The following is a 24515-nucleotide window of genomic DNA, read 5'->3' on the forward strand; positions in this document are numbered from 1 at the left end:
GGTAGAAGAAGGATGGCTCTGAGACCTTACACCCTATGTTATGATAACTAGATCCAAACTTTATGACGCACTTATACGTCCTACCTCATAGAAGCCACATCATTGCGTATTAAAAGGAGCGTTTTTACACTCATGAGCTTACATCCAAATCTGGAGAAAATGTTAATTACCTGTATAACAGAACATAAAGAACACGTTTACCGTTTGGCATTCAGTTATGTAAAAAATCAGGAAGATGCGCTTGATATTGTTCAAGAAGCGATCCATAAAGCGTTTGCCTCTGTGGAATCGTTGAAAAACACAGCGTCGATGAAGAGTTGGTTTTATCGAATTGTTGTGAACACATCGCTGGATTTCTTACGAAAGCACAAGAAGATGCAGGTCGTGGACGAAACGATGCTGGAAGCAATGGACTCAGGCAGTGAAGACGTGTATGCCAATATGGATCTGGAGATAGCTCTGAATGAATTGCCAACCATGTATCGCAGCGTGATTACCCTTAGATATTTTGAGGATTTGAAAATCGATGAAATTGCCGAAGTGCTGAGTGAAAATATTTCGACAATTAAAACCCGATTATATCAAGCCCTGCGGCTGCTTCGTATTCGTATGAACGACGAAAATCCAGAGGAGGCACTCTAAGATGGATAGGAAATTAGAAGAAATGAAACAACAATATATGGATGTCCCGATTCCCAAAAAGCTTGATTTTATCGTAACGAAAGCCATCCAACGTCATACGAAGAAAAAGAGAAGTCTCAAATGGTTGACAGCTGCTGCTGCCGCGGCAATTATTTTTGTAGCTGGTATCAACACAAGTCCTGCTTTTGCTCATGCATTGTCCGAAGTGCCGCTGGTGGGAAATTTGATCAAGGTGCTCACGTTTAGAGAATATATGTTTAAAGACCAGACGTATGAAGCCAAGTTGGAAGTGCCCGTGATTACGGATATGAAAAATAAGGAACTTCAGGAATCGCTGAATCAAAAATATCAGGAGGAAGCGAAGAAGCAGTATCAAGAGTTCATGACGGAAATGGACAGCATGAAAGCAGCAGGCAGTGGAGGCCATTTGGGTGTAAACAGCGGTTATGTCGTGAAGACCGATAACGATCGCATTTTATCCGTAGGAAGATACGTGGTAAACATGGTCGGATCGTCTTCGACAACGTTTCAATATGACACCATTGATAAAAAGAAAGAGATTCTCATTACGCTGCCCAGTTTGTTCATGGATGAGCGGTATATCGAGGTGATCAGCGAGAACATCAAATCGCAAATGAATGAGCAGATGAAATTGGATCAGGGAAAAGTGTATTGGGTGGAAGGCTCCCCGGCACCGGTACAGATGAGCGAAGTCTTCAAGTCCATTAAAAAAGATCAAAACTTTTATATCAATTCGGACGGTCAACTTGTGATTTCGTTTCAAAAGTATGAAGTTGCGCCAGGCTATATGGGCGTTCCTGAATTCGTCATTCCAACCCGTGTGTTATCCGATCTTCTGGTCAGCAAAGACGAATATCTTCGATAAATCAAGCTGCTTTGGATGAGAGGAATAAGATCGGCTCAATTTACTAAAATTAATCGTGTATGGAAAATTCGAGCTGGGGGTTCTTTTATGCCACAACAAAACCAACAAGATCAGGATGACAATAAGCAAAACATTGAACAAATTAAACAGTTTGCCCAAAAAGCGGAGCAAGCTGCTGAACAAACCCTGCAGGTAGCTCAGGAGCTTCACTCCCAGGCTACCGCGGCGGCACTCTCGGAGGCGGAGCAGGAGATTCAGGATCTGCAGACCCAAATTAAGGATGCGCAGCAGAAATCGGCTACCCTCAAAGAGGAGCTTGATTCCCTTCAACAATCTGGGAATTAATTGAAAAAAGGTATTGTCTGTACATGACATGATGTGTTAAGATGTGGAAAATAAACGGAAGGGCTTCTAGGGATCCGAATCCACGCGGATGGCGAACCGAGCGAAGCCGGCACGGATCAAGTCGTGTTACACCGTAAGGGATAAAAGACCTTCGGAAAGTTCCGCCTGCATAGGCGAAACGGACCGAGAGGTCTTTTTTGCTTTAGTGAATGAAAGGACGGTGGACCTGATGGAGTCGATACGTGTTCAGCAGTTAGGAAAGTCATTTCGTATGAAGAAGAAAGAAGAGGGATTCATCGGCAGTGTGAAGGCGCTCATTAGGCCGCAATACACCGAGAAAGTAGCCGTTGAAGGCATTACGTTCTCTGCTGCTGGAGGAGAAACGCTAGCCTTCCTTGGCCCTAACGGAGCGGGGAAGTCAACGACGATCAAGATGCTGACCGGGATCCTGCATCCCTCCACGGGCGAGGCGGAAGTGCTGGGCTGTTGTCCCTGGAAGGAACGGAACAAGCTTAGTTATCAGATCGGCTCTGTGTTCGGCCAAAAATCGCAGCTCTGGTACCATCTGCCGCCGATCGATACCTTTGAGCTAATGAGCCGTATTTATGAGCTGCGGCGAAGTGATTATATCAAGCGGCGTGATGATCTCATCGAGCGGTTCGAGCTAGGTCCCTACTTGCACACCACCGTTCGAAAGCTGTCTCTAGGCGAGAGGATGCGCTGTGAAATCGCAGCTTCCTTGCTGCATCGTCCCCAAGTGCTCTTCCTGGATGAGCCGACCATCGGATTAGACGTGGTTGTAAAGCAGCGCATCCGAGAGCTTATTCTGGAGTTGAAGCGAGAAGAGGGGACAACGATTTTTCTAACCTCTCACGATGCCGGCGACATTGAACGGCTATGCGATAGAGCCATTGTGATCAATCATGGACGAATTGTGTTCGATGATCGTGTTCAAGTGATGAAGCAGCGCTTCATGACCCACAAGACAGTACGTCTTGTGCTGGAGGACGAACCAGGCGAGATGGAACTGGAAGGCGTGACATTGCTGGAAAAAAACGGCGTGGGTCTTTCCCTGTCGGTGGATACGGGGCTAACGACGATTGAAACAGCCTTATCTCAGATTATGGCGGCTCACCGAATTGTTGACGTCACGGTAGAAGACCCGCCTATGGAGGATATCATCACTCGCATGTACGGGGACTATGGCAAGGGAGGGACGGAACATGAACTCCTGGAGCAAATCGGTTAAGTATGTTTTTATCGGCAAAATCACACTGCGTAATCAATTTGCCTATATGATTGATTTTCTCATTCGATCGATCTTCCTGCTTCTGATCCTATATATTTTCCTTCAGCTGTGGCAGACGACGTTCCATGGTGAAGGCACAGATACCATTGCCGGCTATAGTTTCAAACAGATTATGTGGTATCTGGTCATTACGGAATCGATGATTTTGGCTAGTCCCAGCTTGTGCACTCGCGTTGAAGAAGAAGTGAAAAGCGGCGACATTGTGTTTAAATTCGTTCGTCCGGTCAATTTTGTCGTGTTCCACTATGTCGAATACATGAGTGAAGCAGCCATTCGTTTTATCGTAAACGCTATTCTTGGCACCATCTTGGGATTATTAATTATTGGACCGCCGCATTTCGGCTATGGGTTGTTATGGCTTCCGCTTATTGCGCTTTGCGGTTTCACGGTCAATTTTTTGCTGAATATGGTATTAGCGCTCTGCGCTTTCTGGGTGGAAGAGACTCGGGGATTGGAATTTGTGTACAATAAATTTCTATTTACCATAGGCGGCATGCTGATGCCTCTTGAGCTATTCCCTGAAGCACTCCAGCAGGTAGGCCGCTGGCTCCCCTTTCAAACGATTGTTTATCTACCTGCCAAAACAACGGTGGCTTTCGATGCCTCCAATCTGGCCGGAACTATTTCCATACAGCTTATTTGGATGCTGGTAATCGGTGTTATCGTCTTCCTCGTGTATCGGAAAGGAGTGACAAAACTCAATGTTAACGGTGGATAACAAGCGTTTGCCAACAATCAGCGAATACGGGAAGCCCGGGAAGTTTAAGCGATTACTTCGATTTGTTCTGGCGTGCTGGAAGCTCAATCTGGCGGGAGCCATGGAATTTCGCTTGAGTTTTCTGCTTACCGCCGGCATGATGATCATCAATAATGTGGTTTGGATCGTATTCTGGGGAATTTATTTTGGCCGATTCCATGTCTTGAATGGATGGGAGATGCAGGATGTGATGATGCTGTGGGCCGTAGCAGCAGGAGGTTTTGGAGTGATGGCCACATTCTTTGGCAATGCGACCCGGATATCCAATCTGATTGCAACCGGACAGCTTGATATTTATTTAACACAGCCAAAGCCCGTACTGCTGCATGTCCTTATTAGCCGGATGTCGGTTAGTGCCATTGGTGACGTCTTATTTGCCCTTTTGATTTATGCTGCTTTCGGAGATAAGTCAGGGCTTGGTTTTCTTAAATTTGCACTGGCGATGGTACTGTCGACGCTGATTTTTATATTTTTCACGGTCATTGTAAACTGTCTCGCTTTCTGGTTGGGCAGCACGGAGGGACTTAGTTTGCAGTTGTATAATGCACTTCTAACTTTTACAACCTATCCGACCAGCATTTTTAAAGGTCTAGGTAAAATCGTTCTATTCACCGTGCTGCCAGCAGGATTTATTAGTTATTTGCCGATTGGATTATTACGCGAAGTTGACTTGCCGTTTATATTAGCAGCCATTGGTATCGTTCTATTCCTTTGCGTTGTCGCCATTAGCCTATTTTATGGAGGGTTAAGAAGGTATTCATCTGGTAACATGATGGGGCTGAGACGCTAATAGGCATAGGATCCTAATAAGCTGCGCATGCTAGTTAGGTGGCAGACATATTACGTAAATCAAAGGAGTCGATAGAAATGTCAAGACGCCGGCGCGGTCCAGTACCGAATCCGAATATGCAAAGCCAACCTAACGGTATGATGCAGCCAACTTTTCAAGCAACGTCATCGTATCAACCAAGCATGCAACCAAATTTTATGCCGCAAGCACGTAATGATCAAAATCAGTACCAGACCTATCAGGGTGGAATGCCCGTTCCCGGTTCTTCCGGCGACATGAGTGCCCCATATGGTCAACGAAACACGGGTATCAATCACGCAGACGCGCGCAATGTGGGGTTCCAGGGTGGATACACTGGGTATGGAGCGAATGGTCAACCAACACAGTACGGTACGTTTATGAGAGATGGGACGCAGTACGGGGCAGGACCTCACACCATTGATCCGAATAAGGCGATCATTCAAGCCGTTCATTATGGAGACGGCGGCATTCGTAGCGTACAATTTCAAGATGGCAGAATCGTGGATATTGCGGATGCGATAGCGATGACGGAAGCTGGATTAATTGAAGATGTGAATACGGGCCGAAATCGAGAAGGGGAAAAGACGCTAAGGTCTTACCCGGATGGAGATCCAAGCAATAACTTATCGAATTTACCCCGGTTTTAAAGGGATGAAATCAAGCAGTTTGCTACCAAGCAAGCTGCTTTTTTACTTTTTCAAGATTTTTCTCGAAAAATCTCATTTCTGATGTCACACAATCGCATTGCCAGTTGTCTTATTAACGGATGGTTCTGGGCAGTTTTTCAGTAGATAAGAAAGTATAAGTTTTATCCTTTTGCTTCGCATCTACCTTGACAAACGCGTCCGTCCTAAAAGGACGACGAAGTCGTTTATCCTTGTATAGAATGGTTTATTTGGATTTGTTTCATAATATTTAGAACAGATTGAATTTTAAATCAAAGAGAAGAGGCTATTATGCAAAGTTATACCGTGGACCCACAACTTAATAACATCGAAGATTTGTATAAAACCTATAAGTCTCATTTGTTTGCAATTGCTTATCGCATGTTAGGTTCCAGCTCGGATGCCGAGGATATGGTACAAGATTTGTTCATTGGCATGCACGGTTATTTAAATGAAAATATTAATAATATGAAATCATACTTAAGCAAAATGATGATTAATCGGTGCCTGAATGAATTGAAATCTGCACGTAAAAAACGCATTAGTTATGTAGGCAATTGGCTTCCGGAACCATTGGTACAATTGAGTGAAGATAATCCGCTGGATAGCATTGAGCGTCGGGACACGATTTCTTATGCCTTTCTTGTATTGATGGAAAAACTAACACCACTAGAGCGAGCTGTATTTGTCTTAAGAGAGGTCTTTGCTTATGAACATAGCGAAATTGCCGAAATGTTTAATAAAACGGAAGTGAATTGCCGTAAAATTTATAGCCGGGTCAAGAAAAAAGTTGATTTATCTACGGAAAAAAATGACTACTTACAGATGCATCCCGTTGAGGAAAAGGAACTGGTGACGCGATTTATCTCTGCGCTTTCGAACGGCAACGTTCAATCTCTAGTAGACTTATTAACCGAGGATGTCATCTTGGTTGCGGATGGTGGAGGAAAAGTGTCGGCTGCAGCTGTACCTGTCTACATGAAAGAGCGTGTGCTCAAAATATTACAGGCTCTTTCATCAAAATTTCCTGAAAATAAGGCCCAACTCGTTGAGGTTAATGATCAGCAGGGGATATTGTTAACCAAAGATGGTATGCCATCTGGCGTCATTGCTTTTGAGTGGGATGCCTATAAGTTGGCTGTACAACGAATTTTCATTATTTTGAATCCAGATAAGTTAAAACATCTATCCATTTAAAAGCAAATTAAACTCTGGATCCGTGCAAGTGGCGGAATTTCGGAGTTTTGTCTATTAAACAGACAGCTTGCGTCGTTTCTTCATACTGCCAATTGTCCATAAGGTTAAAGGGATGGCAAAGTAGGCGAATGGATAAAAGATCCTAACAAGAAACGTGCTCTTTAGCGTATAAGAAATTTGAATATTGTAAGAGCTATAGATGAGAAATGTCAGTAATATAACTGTCATGCCGCATGCAATATATTTCCAATTTCTGATTCCTGTCCACTCCGATAATCCATAACTTAGAATGAATAAGCTGACCGCTAACTTAATAAAAGCACCAAATACCCATAATGGGATATAAAGAGCATCGATATTTTGAATGAAATTGAGAATAGATATAAATTTGGTGAGAGAATATACAGGAATCACCAATTGAGTGGCTATGTCGGGGCCAGTTACGAATAGAAGCGCCAGTGCAGCTAAAACACCCCATATCATCGAAACTCCCGTTCCCCAAAGGATCGCTCGCGAGGCAGTTTGCTTGTTCTCTGCAAAAAAGAACAGCATAAGGATGATTGAAGGATCCACCATGTAGGTATATGAATGTAAGGCGCCTTTAAGAATTTTTAACCAACCTGAATCCGAATAGATAGGTAAAACTCTGGTTACTTCCATGTCTTGAGGATTCAGAAATAATTGAATAAACAACGTGAAAACAAAGATTGGGCCTATAACTTCTGCGCATCGGCTGACAGTCGTAATGCCCCCTTTATATACGGCATAAGCAACGAGAAATAACATAAAGAGTAAGATAATAATCATCGGTGTATTGTGCATCAAAACTAGATTCACAAACTCAGCATTCCCTTTTGCGATCGTTGACATTTGCAAAAACCACAGCAGAAAATACACGATGACGATGATTTTGCCAAGAACAGTGCCTAATAGGTCCTTTATGAAGACGACTATTGTTTTATCCTTATTTTGCATACAAACACGGAGCATAACCCAAGTGACCGCCATCATAACCAATCCTCCAAGCAGAATGGAAATCCAACAGTCCTGACGAGCATGCTCCGCGGCCAAATGGATAGGAAGGTAAGAAACGACGATAATGGAAGAAATGCAGATCAGCCAAAACATTTGATAACCACTTACTTTCATATTTCGTACCACTCCTTACCGTCCTCGTTTTATTTGTCCGCCAGTTGCCCCGATGGATTTAAATTGGATATTTGCTTGGACTACCACATGGATTTGCTTAAAATGTTCATCCCAATCCTCTTTATTCAACCGCCACCATGCTGGATACTTGTGGTGCAGGTAAGCACCGATGCTGAAAACGTCCGTGCCCCAACTCTGAACTTTATTAAAGGTAAGTTGTAATTCTTCACTAACTTTCTCATTGAGATATTGTTGTACTTCAAGCATGCTGCCTACTTCGGACATGTCAAGTTGAGTCGTGTTTTCAAGCAGATAAGCTTGTGCTCTAGCAGTTACAGCTACTTGAGTAGGAGCAGGGCCGGCAGTCGATTTCATTTCGCGATTCAGATGGGTCAATCTGAAGGAAAGACTCCCCTTGCCATCCTTCCAAGGAATGGTCAGCACTCGCAACCCATCCTTCCCGGACATCCAGGCTGTTTTATTTCCCTCCAAATCGTCCAAAACCCCCCCGATTTTAAGTTCATTATTCAAGACAGCGAAACCGGATAGTACGGCCAGTAGATCCTTTTTATTCTTGCTTGTTTGCGTATTTTTCATCTGTAGAACCGGAACGAGAGGCCGGTGGTCTTGTGCAACACTGTCGATAACAAATTGCCTTGTAGAGTATTTTTTCATCCCATTGATATTCATTTCTTTGCCAACCGCAATACTAGAGAGATTTTCCAAAGGATTCTTCGTCATCAGGAATTCTTTTGCGCTTTTCCCTCTAATCATAACGGTAATGTCCCTTTGATTGTTGGCAGGATCCCTTCCGAGTTTATCAAATATCTTGTCCACTTCATTCTTAATGAAAAAATCTTCACTAATTGCAATTATAATGCGATGGCTAGTCAGTAATTTTCTTGATATCTCCCTCTGTATTTTTTGATTTGCCTCAAGAACGTCCTTTCCTTTGGCCGACATGACGAGGAAACTGTCCGAGTCTCCGGATCCACTTCCTTTGGAAGTACCATTCATTTGGGAGGGGATGACAATCTGGTGGCTGATTTCGATGTTGCCATTATCAACATGGTCAACAGCCGTCCCCATTACAAATGCCAATTGATTCGGCTCTACAAAATCGGTACAGCCTGAGACGAAGAACATAAATATGACAGATGCGCACGTGATGATTACAGCGCGGATCATGTTTGGCGTCCTTTCTTGTTTTGAAGATTCTTAAACCTATAAGGATAACGGATAATCACATCTTTAAATCGTTTGGCATCGAATGGCGCGAGCGGGCTCAAGAATGGCGTTCCAAAGGATTCAAGCGATACGAGATGAATCAGCAAAAAAATAATGCCAAACGCGAAGCCGACAAAACCAAGCCACCCGGTTATGAACAACAAGAGATAGCGGGTGAAACGGAAGGGCAGGGTGGCACTGTATCTCGGAATGGTGTATGCCGCGACACCGGTCAACGAAATAACGATAATAATCGGTGTGGATATAATGCCGGCTTCAACGGCCGCTTGACCAATTACCAACGCGCCAATAATACTGACAACCGGACCAAGTTGATTAGGAAGGTGTACCCCTGCTTCTTGTAATCCGTCAAAAATAAACATCATAAGGAATACTTCGATGACGGTCGGAAACGGACTGCTTTCTCTTGCTGTTGCGATTTCAATCATGAGAGAGTTAGGGACCATTTCCGGGTGGAACGTTGATAAGGCAACATAGACTGCGGGCAAAGCAAAGGAAGTGAAGGTCAAGATATATCGGATCATACGTGTCAGTAAAACAAAGATGAACCTCTCAAAATAGTCATCAGCCGATTGAAGACCTGACCATAGTGTAATAGGAAGGATTAGGACAAAGGGAGTTCCATTCGTTATAATCGCGACTTTTCCCTCCAGAAGACTTGCCGCCACAATATCAGGTCGTTCGGTATTCTGAATCTGTGAGAAGATAGAGAAAGAGTTATGCTCAAGACACTCCTCGAGATAAGCGGAATCGAGAACGCCTTCAAGTTCTATGGCATTTAACTTATCTTTTACCTCCATTAATACTTTCTCATCTGCTAGTCCCTTCAAATAGGTTAGGACAACTTCAGTCTGCGTATAAGTCCCAACCGTAAAAGATTCCATTTTCAAATGAGAGTGAACGATTCTTCTCCGAATCAACGTTGTATTCGTGCGAATATTTTCGACGAATCCCTCTTTTGACCCCCGTAATGTTGCTTCTTTCCTTGGCTCTTGGATGCTTCTTGTCTCAAATCCTTGCACTTGTGCAATTAGCGCGGTTGCCGCATCATCCACTAATATTCCTAAGCTGCCTTGCAGGATGTGCTGGACAAGATCTTGGAGCGTACAATCCGTCTTGACATCCGTCAAAGGAATCCATTCCTGGCTAAACATGTCGGCTAGAGATTGAATCCGATCCATGCCTTGGGGGAGTCCGCTGAAAATCAGCGGTTTGAGTACGTTATCCTCTATACTTTGTAAGCGAGTCATGCCGTCTAGGTAGACAAGGATTAGTTTGGTTTCGTCTTTTAACATAAAAGATCGAATAACGACATCTGAGCAATCACGGAACTGATCTTTAAGAAAGGCTTCGTTTACTTCGATTGACCTGCTTATTTCGCTCATCGAGGATCACCCGCATGCATCATAGATGTTGGATATTATTAACAGAGTGTCATTTCGTTATTCAGCGGATGAAGAATGTCACACTTTGAAAGCGCCAATTGTCTTAATAGTGTTATGAAATCAAAAAAGTGGAGGTAACAAAAATGACACAACGTATAAATTACATGCAGCAATCACCGGAATTCACCAAAAAAATGATGGACTTCAGCAACGCTGAGAAGGATAGCTCAATTGAGGAAACAATCCTGCATCTGGTTCACATTAGGGCTTCTCAAATGAATGGTTGTGGATTCTGCGTAGATATGCACGTCAAACAAGCCAAAATTCATGGTGAGAGCGAACTTCGTCTCTATCACCTCCCAATTTGGAGGGAATCCACGTTGTTCTCGCCGCGCGAACGCGCTGCGTTGGCTTGGACTGAAATCCTAACCAAGCTTCCTGAACATGGTGTACCTGATGAAGTGTATGACCGAGTTCGCGGCCAGTTGTCGGAGAAAGAATTGTCAGATTTGAGCTTCTCCATCATGGCGATCAATGCGTGGAACCGTATCAATGTCGGTTTCAAAACAGTTCCAGGTTCAGCTGATGCTGCATTTGGTTTATCGAAAGCTGGACTCAAGTAATAAGTTCATACTTCATTTGTTTGGACCCTATAGACTAGATAATTTCAATCATAAAACCAGGAGGAATTCATATGAAAATTGTAGTTATTGGCGGTAGTGGACTTATCGGAAAAAAACTTGTGAATAACTTACGTGAGCTTGGTCATGAAGTCGTAGCGGCATCACCTTCCTTAGGCATCAACTCCGTTACGGGTGAGGGGCTAACTGCGGCAATCAGCGGCGCACAGGTTGTCGTTGACGTTACGAACGCTCCTTCGTGGGAAGATCAAGCCGTATTAGACTTCTTCAAAACGTCAACGCGAAATCTTCTTGAAGCAGAAGCTGCTGCAGGCGTGCAACATCATGTTGCGTTGTCCGTCGTTGGTACGGATGGCTTGTTGGAGAGTGGATATTTCCGTGCGAAAATGGCGCAAGAAGAGATGATTAAAGCTTCTAAAGTGCCTTATACCATCGTTCGCGCAACTCAGTTCTTCGAGTTCGTTGAAAGTATTGCTCAATTCTCCACGGAAGGTCAAACCGTCCGGATGCCGTCCGCCTTTATTCAACCGATTGTATCCGACGATGTCGCTGCCGCGGTTGCGGACTATGCGCTTGCGGCGCCTGTGAATGGTATTGTCGACTTGGCGGGTCCGGAACGCATGGGTCTTAATGAACTTGTTCGTCGTTTCCTGGACGCCAAAAAGGACGCAAGACAACTTATCACAGACGAAAATTCACGCTACTATGGCGTGCTGTTGAAGCAGCATTCACTCGTTCCACTAGGCGAGGCGCGTATTGCTCCAACACATTTTGAAGAGTGGTTAAATGGCTCTGCGAACTAAAATAAATAGTTCTGCATGGCCGAAAAGGAGAACTGCTTGCGTGCAGTTCTCCTTTTTTAGTACCCCAGGAGGATAACATAATGAAAATAGCTATTATTGGCGGTGGATTAGCTGGATTAACAGCGGCTGCCTACTTGACTGAGAATCCACATGTTGAAGGAACTTTATTCGAACGCAGTCCGCAATTAGGCGGGCGAGCTTTTACTTATGAAAAGGCTGGATTCACATTAAACTACGGCGCACATGCGATCTATGGCATCGACCGTCATACCTTGTCGTCCATGGAACATGAATTGCGCCTGACGTTTTCCTCTAAGCAGGTAGATAAACGCAAAGTCGTTTATTCGAAAGGTAATCATCTTACAACGGCGCCGCTGGACGCTATTAATCTATTAACAACAGATCTATTAAGCACCATGCAGAAAGTAAGGTTTGTCGGAGATATTACGGCGATTATTGCCAATATTCATAACTTGAAAAACTACAACACCTTAGGCGACTATTTCGAAGCCTCCAAGGCGGATGATGATGTGAAGGAGTTATGGGAGCATTTGGTTTGCTCCAATTTCTTTATTGCTCCTGAAGATGCTCGTCATGTTTCCGGAGCTGTGATTAGTGAGTACTATCATAATTTGTTTCTGTCAACAAAACCTGTCAATTATGTCCTAGGAAGTTGGTCCGTTATTACGAATCAATTGAAGCAGAAAATAATGACTTCAGAGCAATGGGAAATCGCCATGCAGGAAAGTGTAGAAGAACTTCGATATGAAGATCAGAAATTTATTCTGCAGACCAAAAATCGTAAGCAAGCTTTCGATAAAGTTATTTTTGCCATGCCGGTTCAACAAGTCATCAAATTTCTCAAAGGTACGGCTTGGGAGCCATTCCTTGCTCCATATGAATCCAATACAGCAACTGAAGTAATGATCTACGATGTTGGATTAAGTCAGGTTGTTGCAAGACCTTTTACGTATATTAGCGATATGGATAATAAAATATTTATCACGGATGTGTCGGCAACAGACCATACGCTTGTACCAGAGGGTGGACAATTGCTGCAGGCAATCGCCTATTTGAAAGATCATTTTGATAGTGAGGAGCAGCGTAAAACTTATTTGGATGATAAGAACGCACAGATTGAAGCACTCTTCGATCGGCATTACCCAGGGTGGCGCGTAGTTACCGCGGTGAAACGCGTTTCCAAAAAAGCAATGGTCTCCAGCGTGAAAAACGTTATTACAAATAAGTTACTGCCTACTCGTATCGATCATGTTCCGTTCTATTTTTGTGGAGATGGCTGTGAGGGGAAGGGAGAACTTGCAGAAAGAGCTTTCTCCAGCGCTCGGAATGTGGCTTTGTCCATTGTTAATGAAGTTCATGAAGCTTTACAAAAGGTTTAATAAAATTTGGTACTCGAACAAAGCAAAATGTATGTCACACTTCAGAGCTGCCAATTGTCTTAATAGTGTTAAGAAAATAATTAAGGAACAGCAAGGAAGGAATATAAAAATAGCACAACGTGTAAATTATATGCAGCAATCACCTACTAGGAGGAATTCATATGAAAATTGTTGTTATTGGTGGTAGTGGACTTATTGGAAAAAAACTTGTAAATAACCTGCGTGAGCGTGGTCATGACGTAGTGGCCGCATCACCTTCTTTAGGCATCAACTCTATTACTGGAGAAGGATTAGGTGAAGCAATTAGCGGTGCGGAAGTTGTCGTCGATGTTTCGAACGCTCCATCATGGGAAGACCAAGCTGTATTAGAGTTCTTTGAGACCTCAACTCGCAATCTCCTAGCAGCTGAAGCTGCTGCCGGCGTGAAACATCACGTTGCGTTATCCGTCGTTGGTACGGATGGTCTTCTTGAGAGTGGCTATTTCCGGGCAAAGATGGCGCAAGAAGAAATGATTAAGGCCTCTAAAGTTCCTTACACAATCGTTCGTGCGACGCAGTTCTTCGAGTTCGTTGAAAGCATTGCTCAATTCTCTACGGAAGGGCAAACCGTCCGGATGCCGTCCGCCTTTATTCAACCGATTGTATCCGACGATGTCGCTGCCGCGGTTGCGGACTATGCGCTTGCGGCGCCTGTGAATGGCATTGTAGACCTGGCTGGTCCAGAACGCATGGGTCTTGACGAACTCGTGCGTCGCTTCCTGACCGCTAGAAAGGACACTAGGCAGGTAGTGACAGACGAAAACTCACGTTACTACGGCGTGTTATTGAACCAACATTCTCTTGTCCCTCTAGGGGAAGCGCGTATTTCCACGACTCGCTTCGAAGATTGGTTAAAGCGCACTTGAATTATGACCATTGCGAACAATTTTAGTATGAGGAGACCTACAGAATGTGGGTCTTCTTTTTTATTTCACACTTACAAAGCAGGAGCCAGCATTTGTATGAAATTTTAAAATTGACATCGAGTATACTCCAGGTACTATTCTTGGAACTAGGCAAAGGGGATTTCAGCCTATGCTCAAAATTCTATCACCATGGAGGAATATTCAGATGCAAAAGAATAGTTACGAAGTAACAATACAAGCTCCGATTCAATCAGGATTTGGTCCAAGAACGACGGCGCAGGAAGCACTTGGGGGAGAAAAATTGAGCGGTAAAGTCGCTATTGTTACAGGCGGCTACTCGGGACTAGGTCTCGAGACTGCGCGTGTGCTTGCGGAAGCCGGGGCAACGGTTATTGTGCCAGCACGTACGCCCGAGAAGGCTCAGGCATCCGTTTCCCATCTACCTGGGGTTGAACTAGAATCTTTGGATCTTCTAGCTCCTGCCTCCATAGATGCTTTCGCGGAGCGCTTCCTTGCTTCAAATCGTCCCTTGCATATTCTTGTGGATAGTGCCGGGATCATGGCATCGCCGCTTGCTCGTGATCACCGCGGGTATGAAGCTCAGTTTGCAACAAACCACTTGGGACATTTCCAACTTGCAGCAAGACTGTGGCCGGCTTTAGTTAAAGCGGAGGGAGCTAGAGTTGTATCGGTCTCATCGCGAGGTCATGCAATTAGTGGAATGGACTTCAAGGATCCGCTTTTTGAAACTCGCCATTATGAAAAGTGGACGGCGTATGGACAATCCAAAACAGCAAATGCCTTATTTGCGGTCGAGTTGGATAAGCGGGGTCAATCCTATGGTGTTCGTGCTTTTTCTGTCCATCCAGGATCGATTGTAACCGACTTGTCACGCAACCTGTCTGATGATGAAATGCTTGCGATGGGAGCTCTGGACGAACAAGGGCAGCGAGTATTCAGCGAGTATAATGATGAGTTTAAAACAATTTCAGAGGGTGCAGCTACGATTGTCTGGTGTGCTGCAAATAAACAATTGGAAGGTAAAGGGGGCGTCTATTGCGAAAATGTAGATATTGCACAGGCTGTTCCTGCCGATAACCCTCGCGGACCAGGCGTTAAACCATGGGCGACGAATCCGGAATTCGCGGAGCAGCTCTGGCACCTTAGTGAAGAACTTACCGGTATCAAGTTTCCAGTATGAGCAAAAATTTATCAACCGTCCTCAGGTTTTCGAACCGTGTGGGCGGTTTTTTGTCACACTTTGACACTCTCAATTGTCTTATTAATGTCAAGACAGCATATCATTGACCGATTAGAAACAACGAGACAGATCGGGAACAAATCATCTTAGAGAGGTGTCACATGAAAGGAAATTCCTATTACTGGCGCAAACTGCATTCACTACTCGGAGTCATTCCACTCGGGGGCTTCATTCTAGTCCATCTATTGATTAACTTTCAATCGTTTGAACGCGGACCAGAGGGGTTCAGCAGCGGTGTACATTTGGTCAACAGCTTGCCGCTTAAGCCTTTGCTTGAGATCTTTGGAATCTACATTCCGATCCTGTTCCATGGCGTGTATGGACTTTATATGGCTTATCAATCCAATATGAACTCGGGACAATACACGTACGGTCGCAATTGGGCGTTTACTTTTCAACGTATAACGGGGGTCATTACGTTTATTTTCGTTTTCTGGCATTTTTTTAATACACGCCTTCAAGTCTACCTTGGGACCATCACGCATGATGATCTTGGGTCTACGATGCATCAAATTGCTACGAATCCAACCTATTTCGTCCTATATGTGATAGGGGTATTGTCAGCAGTATTCCATTTCAGTAATGGTCTATGGGCTTTTATGATTAGTTGGGGGGTCACGATATCACCGAGATCACAACAAATCTCCTCTAAAATTTGTATGGGGGTTTTTGTGCTTGTTTCGCTGCTATTCCTTCTTTCGCTCATTGCGTTCACTGGCGAGGAATTTAAAGGAGCGGCTAATGCCGCTGTACTACTCGGTAGGTATAGTTAAAGGAGGGACCCCTTGAATTAAAACTTGGTGAATTCCTGCCAATTCATAACGGGATAAAGTTGCTGTCACAGCTCTTGACAGCAAACTTTATCCCGCTTTTTTATTTAAAGAAATAGTCAATAGCGCGGTAAGAAAATGCCTAGTTTATGAATTTTTAATATGTGGTTTAGATCTAGTTTATTTCCATTTATTATCTTATAGATACTACAATTACAGGGGGATTGCGGGATTATGAAAGTGCTAAACATGACACAGAAGAAGTGGCTCTTGAGCTTGCACATCCTTTTTTCAGCCATTATGCTCGGTACAAGTGTAACATTTCTTATTTTGAGTATAACGGCAGCGAGCTCTAATGATTCAGGATTAATACTTTCTTGCTATAAGGCTATGCATGTTTTATCTACAACTTCTGTGAGAGCTTCATTTATTGGAACAATAGTGACAGGGTTGCTGTTATCCGTATGGACTCACTGGGGCTTGGTGAAATATTATTGGATCATAGCGAAGGAAATACTTAGTTTGCTTGCGCTTATTCTAGGTCCTATCGGCATGTATATATATACACTTCAAGGCATATCGCTGATAACGGATGTAGGGGTAGAGGGAGCAAATCAAGGGGCTTTGGTAGTAAACACGCTATCGTTGTTCATTGGTATAGGTTTACAGTTGATCTCCTTGGTTTCCATGTTTCTACTTTCCGTTTTTAAGCCGTGGGGGAAGCGCAAATAGATTAGGCAAGCCCTCTACTATGGAAAAAGTGTAGATGTAGTCCAGTCATCTAGAAATGAGATATCGAGTATCTCATTTCTGTATTATACAAGATAGAAGAATCATTGTAAGATACATGAGCAGGCCAGAAACAAGACATATCAATAGCGTCTTGAAAAAGGACGCATTTTTTTAACTAAATTAACTACCTTTTAATAGGTAGAGACGGAGAGTGGAGAAAATGAGTATTCAAAGTAAAGTGGTCGTAATTACAGGAGGAAGCAGTGGGATTGGGAAAGCAGCAGCAGTGGAACTCGTAAAAAGAGGAGCTAACGTAGTCATCAACGGCCGTCGTGAACAAGAGTTGGTTAAGGCTGCCAATGAAATCGATCCGACAGGTACGCATGTCGCTTATGTTGCAGGCGATATTTCAAACCCGAAAGTAGCTGAGCAGTTAATCGGCGAAGGACTTGCGCGTTTTGGACGCATTGACACACTGATTAATAATGCTGGGATTTTTATTGCTAAACCATTCACCGAATACACGGAAGAAGATTTTGCATCGATCCTTTCCGTCAATGTCGCAGGCTTCTTCCATCTCACTCAGCGTGCGTTAATCGAGATGTTGAAAGAGGGTTCAGGCCATATCATCAACATCACAGCAAGTGGGTTTATTGAACAGCCAATTAAAGCCATTCCTGCTGCACTGCCGGCTTTAACCAAAGGCGGTTTGAACTCAGCTACGAAGTCACTGGCAATCGAGTTCGCGGACAAAGGCATCCGGGTGAACGCAGTCGCGCCTGGAATCACCAAAACACCGATGCATCCGGTTGAGAATCACGCTTATTTAGCTACATTACACCCGATGGGCCGAATGGGCGAGATGCAGGAAATTGTTGATGCTATTTTATATCTGGAATCCGCAAATTTTGTGACGGGAGAAATTCTTCACGTCGATGGTGGTCAAAACGCAGGACAGTGGTAAGCAAGTCTAAGTAAGAGAGTCGTTGATAGAATCGAACATAAAATATAAAGTTTGGAGCGATATTCGTGAGTATCTTTAAAAAACTATTTAAAAAGGAGTCTACACAAGTGTCAACATCAAAGGTGAATTTAGCCGTTATTTATTACAGTTCAAATGGGACCAATTATCAATTAGCGCAATGGGCCGCTGAAGGAGGACTTCAAGCAGGTGCAGAGGTCAAAATTCTCAAAGTGCCGGAAACTGCGCCACAATCTGTGATAGATAACAATCCATCTTGGAAAGCTCATCTTGAGCAAACCAAGGATATTCCTACCGTGTCTTTGGCAGATTTGGAGTGGGCAGACGCGATCATCTTTAGTATGCCCACAAGATTCGGTAATCTACCAGCTCAAATGAAACAGTTCATAGATACGACAGGAGGCCTTTGGGCACAAGGGAAAACGGTGAATAAAGTGGTGAGCGCCATGACTTCCGCCCAAAATCCGAATGCAGGTCAGGAACAAACGATTCTTCAATTATACACTTCCATGTACCATTGGGGTGCGATTGTGGCTGCGCCAGGGTTCACGGATCCTTCGGTATTTGTTGCAGGCGGCAATCCGTACGGGACAAGCGTAACCGTGGATCAAAATGGAGCGATTAAGGAAGACGCGCGCGCTGCTGCCCAGCACCAAGCAAAACGCGCTGTGTCTGTTGCCAAATGTGTAAAGGCTGGTTTAGAACAATAATATTGCTAATTCTATATATAATCCCAGTGCCGTATTGGTACTGGGATTATATGCGTTATTTCCTAACCATAACAAGGAGAGCGCGATGAAGATGACCATTCATCCTAGAATATTTTTGGAGAAAAAATGGGAAATTAGATCTATCCGTGTTTTCTGTAGGAGGCTGTTCAGTGAAATGGTTTAGGAAATGGATGCGCACGAAACCTGGGTATCCAATTATACCTGAGGAACTTCAATCTGAAGGTGAAGAGAACTCCGGGTTAACCGAGGATTTAGAGCATAATGAATTTATTCTTAAACGGATATTCCACAACAGCTCTGATATCGTTTTCCGTCATGTTCAAATGGCTGGACACAACCACTGGCTTATTATCTACTTTGCAACCCTGGTTGAAGAAGAGTTGATTAATGATCATATCTTGAAGCCATTAATCGCTGCATCGGAAAGACAGGAAGAGATAGCAAAAACAGAATGGCTGGATGATCAAAGTATCTCCCTAGGGATGACGAGTGTTATATCCAAAGTAACTGACATCGTGAAACAAGTCTTAAATGGCCATGCAGCCGTGATCACCATAGGGAACTGCGATGCGATGATGGTGAAGGTGAATGCCAAATCAACAAGAAGCCTAGACGAACCGACATCTGAACCCGTCATCCGCGGGCCCAGGGTTGGATTTATCGAAAATATTTCAAGGAATATAGGGTTAATTCGCTCCTTAATTAAGACTTCAAGATTAAAAATGGAGTCTTTTACACTCGGTGAACTTTCACAAACGCAAGTTGTTATAACTTATATTGTTGGAATTGCTTCGGAGACGATCATTGAGGAAGTTAGAGAAAGGGTTGGAAGGATTAAAATAGACGGAATCCTTGATTCAGGGTACGTGGAGGAGTTTATCGAAGATAGTCCATTTTCCCCATTTCCACTTGTACACAGTACGGAACGACCGGATGTGGTTGCAGCCGAACTATTGGAAGGAAAAGTAGCTATTCTCGTGGATACATCTCCTTTTGTTTTAATTGTTCCCATGACCTTCTGGACGGGGCTCCAGGCAAGTGAGGATTATTACATCCGCTGGCCAATCGCCACTTTTGTGCGATGGATTCGTTTCCTTTTCATTAGTATCGCGATATTTGCTCCTCCTCTATACGTCGCAATTACGACCTTCAATCAGGAAATGATTCCTACTAATCTGGTACTGAGTATTGCCTCCTCTAGAGAGCCTGTTCCTTTTCCAGCCGTAATCGAAGCCTTCTTAATGGAAATTATATTTGAAGCCTTACGGGAAGCAGGGATTCGATTACCTAGGCAAATCGGGCAAGCGATAAGTATTGTAGGGGCATTGGTCATCGGACAAGCGGCTGTATTAGCAGGCATAATTTCCGCACCGGTCGTTATTATTGTGTCCATTACTGGTATTGCAGCGTTCACGATTCCTCGTTACAGTTTTGCTAATGGAATCCGATTGCTACGATTTCCCATGCTATTACTGGCGGGTACGCTTGGTCTTTATGGCATTGTAATCGGTTTACTGGGCATTGTGTTACATATCTCATCGCTTCGTTCGTTCGGAGTCCCATACTTTGCTCCAGCAACTCCGATGACATTCTCTGAATTAAAGGATGTCATCATCCGGGCACCTATATGGGCTAAAACTCAACGTCCTAAAGCAACAAGCTTTAACGACGCAGTACGTGAGCCTGCAGGTCAAAAACCAAGCCCTGAATCTGCGGGCAAAAGGAAGGGAGCTCCAGAATGAAACCATTCCTTTTTATAGGGGTACTAATCACACTGCTGACCACAAGTGGCTGTTGGGACCGAACGGAAATAAACGATCTTGCTTTCATTATGGGTACGGCATTTGACATAACCGAAGACGGGAACTATATCTTATCCCATCAAATTGCAATTCCTTCCTCTGCGCAAGGAGGGCCGGGGAGTGGAGGCAACAGCAACGAGAAGTTTTTCGTTATTTCCGCTGAGGGTAGTAATGTGAATGAAGCTTTCTATAGGCTTCAGAAAAAAAGTTCGCGTAGACTGTTTACTGCACACCGCGTCGTTATTTACATTGGTGAGAAGCTGTCTAAACGTGGAATTCAAGACATTCTCGACATTTACACCCACGATTCAAAACAACGCTTAAAAACATATATCATGGTTGTAAAGGGAGGAGAAGGGCGGGACATTCTGAAAGTGAAATACCCCTTTGAACAAGTGCCCAGTGAAGCCATCAAGGAAATGGAAGGCTTAAGAAATGAGCTGGCAATCTCATTGCGAGACTTTTTTTTAGCCTCGTCTGGAGAAGGAATCAGCCCCGTTTTGGGAGCCATCACGCCGGATGGCATAACAGAAGGAGTCAAAGAAAGCCATATATTTAAGCTAGCCGGCTCGGCCATTTTTAAGGACTTCAAATTAGCTGGTTTTCTAAACGAGAATGAAACCAATGGATTTCTATGGGTTACAAATAGAATGAAGCATGGGAGCCTTAATGCAAATATACCAGATAGCGGTGGAACGGTTGGGATGATTTTATCAAAAACGGATCGGAAAATTACTCCGGAGATTAGTGGGGGTAAGATTAAATTTAACATACAGCTTCAAGGTGAAGGGAATATTTGGGAAAATAACACCAATTTAGATATTCGAATACCAGAGAATCTTAAAATTGTTGAGGAAGCCTTGGAGAAAGCGGTTGAAGAACAAATTCACGATACGTTATCCAAAGTCCAGAAGCAATACAAAGTAGATAGTGTGGGTTTTGGCAGAGAAATCTACCGTGACGAGCCGAAACAGTGGAAAACGTTGAAAGATCAATGGGACAATAAGTATCCGGAGGTAGCCGTTTCCTTTGATGTAAAGATAAATATATTAGGCAGCGGGATGGCAGGTCCTCCTTTACATTTGAAGAGAAAGGAGATCATAAAATGATCGTCAAAATCATCCTTTTTGTATCTTTCATGATCGTATGGTCTTTTGTTACAATCCGATCAAATCTGCAAAGACAAAAAAATAGAGAAGCAGTGGTATTCAGCGGTTTAATGGCCATATCGTCTATCGTCGGCTCTTTATTAATTGCTCGAGTTGAGCTGCCAAGTATGGTCGTCCCGTTCAAAATTGTTTTTGAACCCATCGGAAAAATGCTTTTAATGCGGTGAAGGCATAGCTTTTCTTTTGATTGTGTCTATCAAGAGAAGTAAAAGCGGTATGAGGCTTTGTGTAACAAAACCCCCGCTCGGGTAAATTAATGTAAGATAAGTCTGAAGTTCAGCACCATTTTCGAAAACCCAAACAGATCCAATGAGGCACAAGAGGGTGATTGGCGCCACGAGATCACGATAATTCCGAATGCCGAAAATCTGGCTTATACTAATACTTAATATAAACAATGACACCGAAACTTTCACGAAACTCCCAATGACCCATACCATGACAGCAATGGCTTCGAGACGTTCGAATGAACCTTCAATACCTATATATTGCATAACACTTAAATACGAATAGTTGAGTTGACCTGTTAACGAACCGAGAACCAAAATCGTAGATAAAACAATGATAAAAATAAAAACAAAGATACATATAAGCGCATACAAGGAAATTTTAAACGCCTTTTGGGGTTGATTCAAATAGGGAAGCAGCCATCCCAAAATAAACAACTGATTCATAAATGCTCCTGCCGGTAGGATGGCTCCTTGTAATACCGGCAGAAAGCCGTCTGCTAAAACTGGTTTTAGTTGTTCATGATCCGCTGCACCAATCGTCAGTATCAAAAGTGGAATCAAAAAAACCAATTTCAGTGGCGTAAGAAACTCAGAACATCTTCCAATGACCTCAATACCCATATATACAGCTAGACCGCAAAGGATCAATAACGTCAGACTTCCTATGATGGACGGACTTCTTGGTAATAGCAGTGTTTTAATGAAAAAGGTATGTTGTATGGTCATAATCGAAATAGACATAAACCAAAAGTAGATATAATAAAGGCCCAAACAGGTTCCTAACCATTTACCGAGTATTTTTTGACTATACGCTATGATTGTCAGACCCGGATATCGATTCGCGAGTTTGGTCATCACCCAAATACTTAGTAAACCTGTTGTAGTCGATGGTATCACCGATATCCAAGCATCTTGTTTGGCAAACATCGCCATCAATCCAGGAATGGTTAAGACGATCGTGGAAGCGATAAAAGAGAATAGTAGGATACCTAATTGGTTACCTGTAATTTTTTCTGTATGTTGCATAGCAGCCCCCCCTCACCTAACCTCACAGAGGTTGCTCCAAGTATTGACTTTTCGATAGCTAATTATACGTTAGATCCCGTGAAATGCTTACGCATAGCCGATAAGAAAGCGGATAATGCTGGTGTGATTAAAGCATCCCTGCGCCGGATGAACACCGTTGTGACGATGGCATGCTTGCCTGTAATTTTATGCGTGCGGATTCGTCCTTGTTCTTCTGGTTCGGCAGCGATTGTACGTGGCAAAAGCGAAATGCCTAAGCCTGCGCCGACACAACCGATAATCGTTTCCGGTGATCCGAAATCCATCAGTTTAACAGGGATTAAACCTTCTTCTTTGAGCAGCAGATTTAATTTTGCCCGATAGGCACAACCGCTGCGTAAGACGAGAAGCGGGCGATCCTGCACGTCATGGATAGAACGGATGGGAGGGTGGGAAGATGAAGTGACTAGGACCAGTTCTTCATCAATGACTTTTTCTTGAATCAGATCTGGATGTTCTACGGGACCTGCCACAAAGGCTCCGTTAAGCTCATAATGAAGCACGCCATGGATATGCTGTTCTGTAGGACCCGTTGTTAATGTGAAATCGACTGCGGGAAATTCCGTATGATAGTTGGTGAGCAGCATGGGCAGCCGGGCGGAGGCGGTTGTTTCCATGGAGCCAATATGCAAGGGACCTGCGGGCTCGGAGGAGTCCCCCACGGCAAGCCGGGCTTCCTGAATCACATGCAATATTTTCTCCGCATAGGAAACAAGGATTTGACCGGAAGGCGTAAGCGTGATTCCCCGATTGTGGCGATAGAAGAGCTGTGTTTGCAAATCAGCTTCCAGTTGTTGAATCTTATGCGTGACGTTGGACTGGGCGAAGTTTAATTTATTTGCTGCTTTGGAAATGCTGCCTTCGTGTGCCGTGGTAAAAAAAACTTTGAGCAACTGAATATCCATAAAAGCCTCCTGTATCGGTGCGATTAGCTATCTGAGATTGAGATAATGAATGTCATTATTCTGCATTATACATGATAAAAGAATACCTTGCATGTTGACATGCTATCTACTGATAGCTAGAATTTACTTATGGATAAAAATAAAAATACAGCAGAATTTATTTTGGACACCGCTCAGTCGCTTGTGCAGCAATTTGGCTTTAACGGATTTAGCTACTCTCACATTGCAGACAAAGTAGGGATACGGAATGCCAGTATTCATTATTATTTCCCCAACAAAGAGGATCTGGGAGAAGCGCTGATTACACGGTATCAAAGAAATTTTATTACCTATGTCTCACAAATTGATTTGGAAACTCAGCATAGTTTGGAGAAACTGCGCAAATTCACTTTACTTTACAGTGGTCCAGTCCAAGATTACCGTACTTGTCTGAGCGTTATGCTCTCAACGGATTTAGCTACTCTTTCCGGCAAAGTTCGAGATGGCTTAGCTCAATTTTTCACATCGAATTTAGAATGGTTGGAACGTGTGCTGGAGCAGGGGCGTCTCGATGATCAACTTAAATTTGAAGGCCCCGCAGATGTGAGAGCCCATCAATTTCTGGCTTCACTTCAAGGAGCGCAACTACTAGCAAGAAGTTTTAGTGATGTCAAAAAGTTTGATATGATTGTCGATGGTTTGCTATCCGCCTTAACTTGAAAAAGCAGGCGGATTATTTTTTAATT

General features: G+C 43.6%; 26 protein-coding genes. 21 read left to right on the forward strand and 5 right to left on the reverse strand.

Annotation, left to right across the window (positions count from 1 at the left end; genetic code table 11):
* Positions 1–132: 132 nt before the first annotated feature.
* The 8 genes from ACUN27_RS15930 to ACUN27_RS15965 all read left to right on the forward strand — a co-directional run bounded on the left by ACUN27_RS15930 (position 133) and on the right by ACUN27_RS15965 (position 6612).
* On the forward strand, positions 133–642 hold the full coding sequence (locus ACUN27_RS15930) for an RNA polymerase sigma factor (RefSeq protein ID WP_445559174.1): 510 nt from the start codon (positions 133–135) through the stop codon (positions 640–642).
* 1 nt (position 643) lies between these two features.
* Entirely contained in the window at positions 644–1528 is an 885-nt protein-coding gene (locus tag ACUN27_RS15935; protein WP_445559175.1) for a DUF3298 domain-containing protein, read from the forward strand.
* A gap of 87 nt (positions 1529–1615) precedes the next feature.
* The gene (locus ACUN27_RS15940) at positions 1616–1873 is read left to right on the forward strand and encodes a hypothetical protein (RefSeq protein WP_445559176.1); all 258 of its coding nucleotides are present in this window, start codon (positions 1616–1618) and stop codon (positions 1871–1873) included.
* Positions 1874–2102: 229 nt separating this feature from the next.
* Positions 2103–3122: an ABC transporter ATP-binding protein gene (locus tag ACUN27_RS15945; protein WP_445559177.1), complete on the forward strand. Its 1020-nt coding sequence runs from the start codon at positions 2103–2105 to the stop codon at positions 3120–3122.
* Positions 3097–3900 carry an ABC transporter permease gene (locus ACUN27_RS15950; protein ID WP_315950971.1) on the forward strand — a complete coding sequence of 268 codons (804 nt, stop codon included), beginning with the start codon at positions 3097–3099 and terminating at the stop codon, positions 3898–3900. Before ACUN27_RS15945 ends, ACUN27_RS15950 begins: the two co-directional genes overlap by 26 nt.
* Positions 3884–4729: an ABC transporter permease gene (locus tag ACUN27_RS15955; RefSeq protein ID WP_445559178.1), complete on the forward strand. Its 846-nt coding sequence runs from the start codon at positions 3884–3886 to the stop codon at positions 4727–4729. Before ACUN27_RS15950 ends, ACUN27_RS15955 begins: the two co-directional genes overlap by 17 nt.
* A gap of 77 nt (positions 4730–4806) precedes the next feature.
* Positions 4807–5397 (forward strand): DUF3892 domain-containing protein, encoded by a 591-nt coding sequence (locus ACUN27_RS15960; RefSeq protein WP_315950969.1) that lies wholly within the window; start codon positions 4807–4809, stop codon positions 5395–5397.
* Positions 5398–5721: 324 nt separating this feature from the next.
* Entirely contained in the window at positions 5722–6612 is an 891-nt protein-coding gene (locus tag ACUN27_RS15965) for an RNA polymerase sigma-70 factor (RefSeq protein ID WP_445559179.1), read from the forward strand.
* 54 nt (positions 6613–6666) lie between these two features.
* Here ACUN27_RS15965 and ACUN27_RS15970 read toward each other — a convergent pair whose 3' ends face one another.
* Genes ACUN27_RS15970 through ACUN27_RS15980 form a run of 3 tightly spaced genes read right to left on the reverse strand, consistent with a single transcriptional unit; the run spans position 6667 to position 10394 of the window.
* Positions 6667–7761, reverse strand: a complete 1095-nt coding sequence (locus ACUN27_RS15970; RefSeq protein WP_315950967.1) for a GerAB/ArcD/ProY family transporter — start codon at positions 7759–7761, stop codon at positions 6667–6669.
* 15 nt (positions 7762–7776) lie between these two features.
* A complete protein-coding gene (locus ACUN27_RS15975; RefSeq protein ID WP_445559180.1) occupies positions 7777–8949 on the reverse strand; it encodes a Ger(x)C family spore germination protein in 1173 nt (390 codons plus the stop codon).
* Positions 8946–10394, reverse strand: a complete 1449-nt coding sequence (locus ACUN27_RS15980; RefSeq protein WP_445559181.1) for a spore germination protein — start codon at positions 10392–10394, stop codon at positions 8946–8948. The genes ACUN27_RS15975 and ACUN27_RS15980 overlap by 4 nt, the downstream gene beginning before the upstream one ends.
* Positions 10395–10537: 143 nt before the next feature.
* Between ACUN27_RS15980 and ACUN27_RS15985 the strand changes: the two genes are divergently transcribed.
* The 12 genes from ACUN27_RS15985 (at position 10538) to ACUN27_RS16040 (ending at position 21757) form a co-directional block, all read left to right on the forward strand.
* Positions 10538–11017, forward strand: coding sequence for a carboxymuconolactone decarboxylase family protein (locus ACUN27_RS15985; protein ID WP_157321082.1), 480 nt, complete (start codon positions 10538–10540; stop codon positions 11015–11017).
* Between the two features lie 71 nt (positions 11018–11088).
* Positions 11089–11838 (forward strand): SDR family oxidoreductase, encoded by a 750-nt coding sequence (locus ACUN27_RS15990; RefSeq protein ID WP_445559182.1) that lies wholly within the window; start codon positions 11089–11091, stop codon positions 11836–11838.
* 80 nt (positions 11839–11918) lie between these two features.
* A complete protein-coding gene (locus ACUN27_RS15995; protein WP_445559183.1) occupies positions 11919–13238 on the forward strand; it encodes an FAD-dependent oxidoreductase in 1320 nt (439 codons plus the stop codon).
* A gap of 242 nt (positions 13239–13480) precedes the next feature.
* Positions 13481–14143 carry an SDR family oxidoreductase gene (locus ACUN27_RS16000; protein ID WP_315950959.1) on the forward strand — a complete coding sequence of 221 codons (663 nt, stop codon included), beginning with the start codon at positions 13481–13483 and terminating at the stop codon, positions 14141–14143.
* Between the two features lie 205 nt (positions 14144–14348).
* Positions 14349–15344 (forward strand): oxidoreductase, encoded by a 996-nt coding sequence (locus ACUN27_RS16005; protein WP_445559184.1) that lies wholly within the window; start codon positions 14349–14351, stop codon positions 15342–15344.
* A gap of 161 nt (positions 15345–15505) precedes the next feature.
* Entirely contained in the window at positions 15506–16177 is a 672-nt protein-coding gene (locus tag ACUN27_RS16010; RefSeq protein ID WP_315950956.1) for a succinate dehydrogenase cytochrome b558 subunit, read from the forward strand.
* Positions 16178–16408: 231 nt separating this feature from the next.
* Complete coding sequence (locus ACUN27_RS16015; protein WP_315950954.1) at positions 16409–16906, forward strand: hypothetical protein; 498 nt, start codon at positions 16409–16411, stop codon at positions 16904–16906.
* A 220-nt stretch (positions 16907–17126) separates the two neighbouring features.
* Positions 17127–17870 carry an SDR family NAD(P)-dependent oxidoreductase gene (locus tag ACUN27_RS16020; protein ID WP_445559185.1) on the forward strand — a complete coding sequence of 248 codons (744 nt, stop codon included), beginning with the start codon at positions 17127–17129 and terminating at the stop codon, positions 17868–17870.
* A gap of 65 nt (positions 17871–17935) precedes the next feature.
* Positions 17936–18598 (forward strand): NAD(P)H:quinone oxidoreductase, encoded by a 663-nt coding sequence (gene wrbA, locus ACUN27_RS16025; protein WP_445559186.1) that lies wholly within the window; start codon positions 17936–17938, stop codon positions 18596–18598.
* 191 nt (positions 18599–18789) lie between these two features.
* Positions 18790–20361, forward strand: coding sequence for a spore germination protein (locus tag ACUN27_RS16030; RefSeq protein ID WP_445560630.1), 1572 nt, complete (start codon positions 18790–18792; stop codon positions 20359–20361).
* The gene (locus ACUN27_RS16035; protein WP_315950949.1) at positions 20358–21530 is read left to right on the forward strand and encodes a Ger(x)C family spore germination protein; all 1173 of its coding nucleotides are present in this window, start codon (positions 20358–20360) and stop codon (positions 21528–21530) included. Before ACUN27_RS16030 ends, ACUN27_RS16035 begins: the two co-directional genes overlap by 4 nt.
* Positions 21527–21757: a hypothetical protein gene (locus tag ACUN27_RS16040; RefSeq protein WP_445559187.1), complete on the forward strand. Its 231-nt coding sequence runs from the start codon at positions 21527–21529 to the stop codon at positions 21755–21757. The genes ACUN27_RS16035 and ACUN27_RS16040 overlap by 4 nt, the downstream gene beginning before the upstream one ends.
* Here ACUN27_RS16040 and ACUN27_RS16045 read toward each other — a convergent pair.
* Positions 21746–22846: a GerAB/ArcD/ProY family transporter gene (locus ACUN27_RS16045; protein ID WP_445559188.1), complete on the reverse strand. Its 1101-nt coding sequence runs from the start codon at positions 22844–22846 to the stop codon at positions 21746–21748. The genes ACUN27_RS16040 and ACUN27_RS16045 overlap by 12 nt on opposite strands.
* Positions 22847–22908: 62 nt before the next feature.
* Entirely contained in the window at positions 22909–23790 is an 882-nt protein-coding gene (locus tag ACUN27_RS16050; protein WP_445559189.1) for a LysR family transcriptional regulator, read from the reverse strand.
* Between the two features lie 129 nt (positions 23791–23919).
* Here ACUN27_RS16050 and ACUN27_RS16055 point away from each other — a divergent pair, with 129 nt between their 5' ends.
* Positions 23920–24489 (forward strand): TetR/AcrR family transcriptional regulator, encoded by a 570-nt coding sequence (locus tag ACUN27_RS16055; protein WP_326060062.1) that lies wholly within the window; start codon positions 23920–23922, stop codon positions 24487–24489.
* Positions 24490–24515 lie beyond the last annotated feature (26 nt).

This window comes from Paenibacillus sp. WC2504, from assembly GCF_052682475.1.

Bases quoted from the DNA above. Each gene is read 5' to 3' on its own strand.
- ACUN27_RS16020 (WP_445559185.1), top strand. From the start codon at position 17,127: ATGAGTATTCAAAGTAAAGTGGTCGTAATTACAGGAGGAAGCAGTGGG.
- ACUN27_RS15995 (WP_445559183.1), top strand. From the start codon at position 11,919: ATGAAAATAGCTATTATTGGCGGTGGATTAGCTGGATTAACAGCGGCT.
- ACUN27_RS15930 (WP_445559174.1), top strand. From the start codon at position 133: ATGAGCTTACATCCAAATCTGGAGAAAATGTTAATTACCTGTATAACA.
- ACUN27_RS16055 (WP_326060062.1), top strand. From the start codon at position 23,920: ATGGATAAAAATAAAAATACAGCAGAATTTATTTTGGACACCGCTCAG.
- ACUN27_RS15975 (WP_445559180.1), bottom strand. From the start codon at position 8,949: ATGATCCGCGCTGTAATCATCACGTGCGCATCTGTCATATTTATGTTC.
- ACUN27_RS15935 (WP_445559175.1), top strand. From the start codon at position 644: ATGGATAGGAAATTAGAAGAAATGAAACAACAATATATGGATGTCCCG.
- ACUN27_RS15970 (WP_315950967.1), bottom strand. From the start codon at position 7,761: ATGAAAGTAAGTGGTTATCAAATGTTTTGGCTGATCTGCATTTCTTCC.
- ACUN27_RS16015 (WP_315950954.1), top strand. From the start codon at position 16,409: ATGAAAGTGCTAAACATGACACAGAAGAAGTGGCTCTTGAGCTTGCAC.
- ACUN27_RS16035 (WP_315950949.1), top strand. From the start codon at position 20,358: ATGAAACCATTCCTTTTTATAGGGGTACTAATCACACTGCTGACCACA.
- ACUN27_RS16005 (WP_445559184.1), top strand. From the start codon at position 14,349: ATGCAAAAGAATAGTTACGAAGTAACAATACAAGCTCCGATTCAATCA.
- ACUN27_RS15950 (WP_315950971.1), top strand. From the start codon at position 3,097: ATGAACTCCTGGAGCAAATCGGTTAAGTATGTTTTTATCGGCAAAATC.
- ACUN27_RS15980 (WP_445559181.1), bottom strand. From the start codon at position 10,394: ATGAGCGAAATAAGCAGGTCAATCGAAGTAAACGAAGCCTTTCTTAAA.
- ACUN27_RS16040 (WP_445559187.1), top strand. From the start codon at position 21,527: ATGATCGTCAAAATCATCCTTTTTGTATCTTTCATGATCGTATGGTCT.
- ACUN27_RS15990 (WP_445559182.1), top strand. From the start codon at position 11,089: ATGAAAATTGTAGTTATTGGCGGTAGTGGACTTATCGGAAAAAAACTT.
- ACUN27_RS16030 (WP_445560630.1), top strand. From the start codon at position 18,790: ATGCGCACGAAACCTGGGTATCCAATTATACCTGAGGAACTTCAATCT.
- ACUN27_RS16045 (WP_445559188.1), bottom strand. From the start codon at position 22,846: ATGCAACATACAGAAAAAATTACAGGTAACCAATTAGGTATCCTACTA.
- ACUN27_RS15955 (WP_445559178.1), top strand. From the start codon at position 3,884: ATGTTAACGGTGGATAACAAGCGTTTGCCAACAATCAGCGAATACGGG.
- ACUN27_RS15940 (WP_445559176.1), top strand. From the start codon at position 1,616: ATGCCACAACAAAACCAACAAGATCAGGATGACAATAAGCAAAACATT.
- ACUN27_RS15945 (WP_445559177.1), top strand. From the start codon at position 2,103: ATGGAGTCGATACGTGTTCAGCAGTTAGGAAAGTCATTTCGTATGAAG.
- ACUN27_RS16010 (WP_315950956.1), top strand. From the start codon at position 15,506: ATGAAAGGAAATTCCTATTACTGGCGCAAACTGCATTCACTACTCGGA.
- ACUN27_RS15960 (WP_315950969.1), top strand. From the start codon at position 4,807: ATGTCAAGACGCCGGCGCGGTCCAGTACCGAATCCGAATATGCAAAGC.
- ACUN27_RS15985 (WP_157321082.1), top strand. From the start codon at position 10,538: ATGACACAACGTATAAATTACATGCAGCAATCACCGGAATTCACCAAA.
- ACUN27_RS16050 (WP_445559189.1), bottom strand. From the start codon at position 23,790: ATGGATATTCAGTTGCTCAAAGTTTTTTTTACCACGGCACACGAAGGC.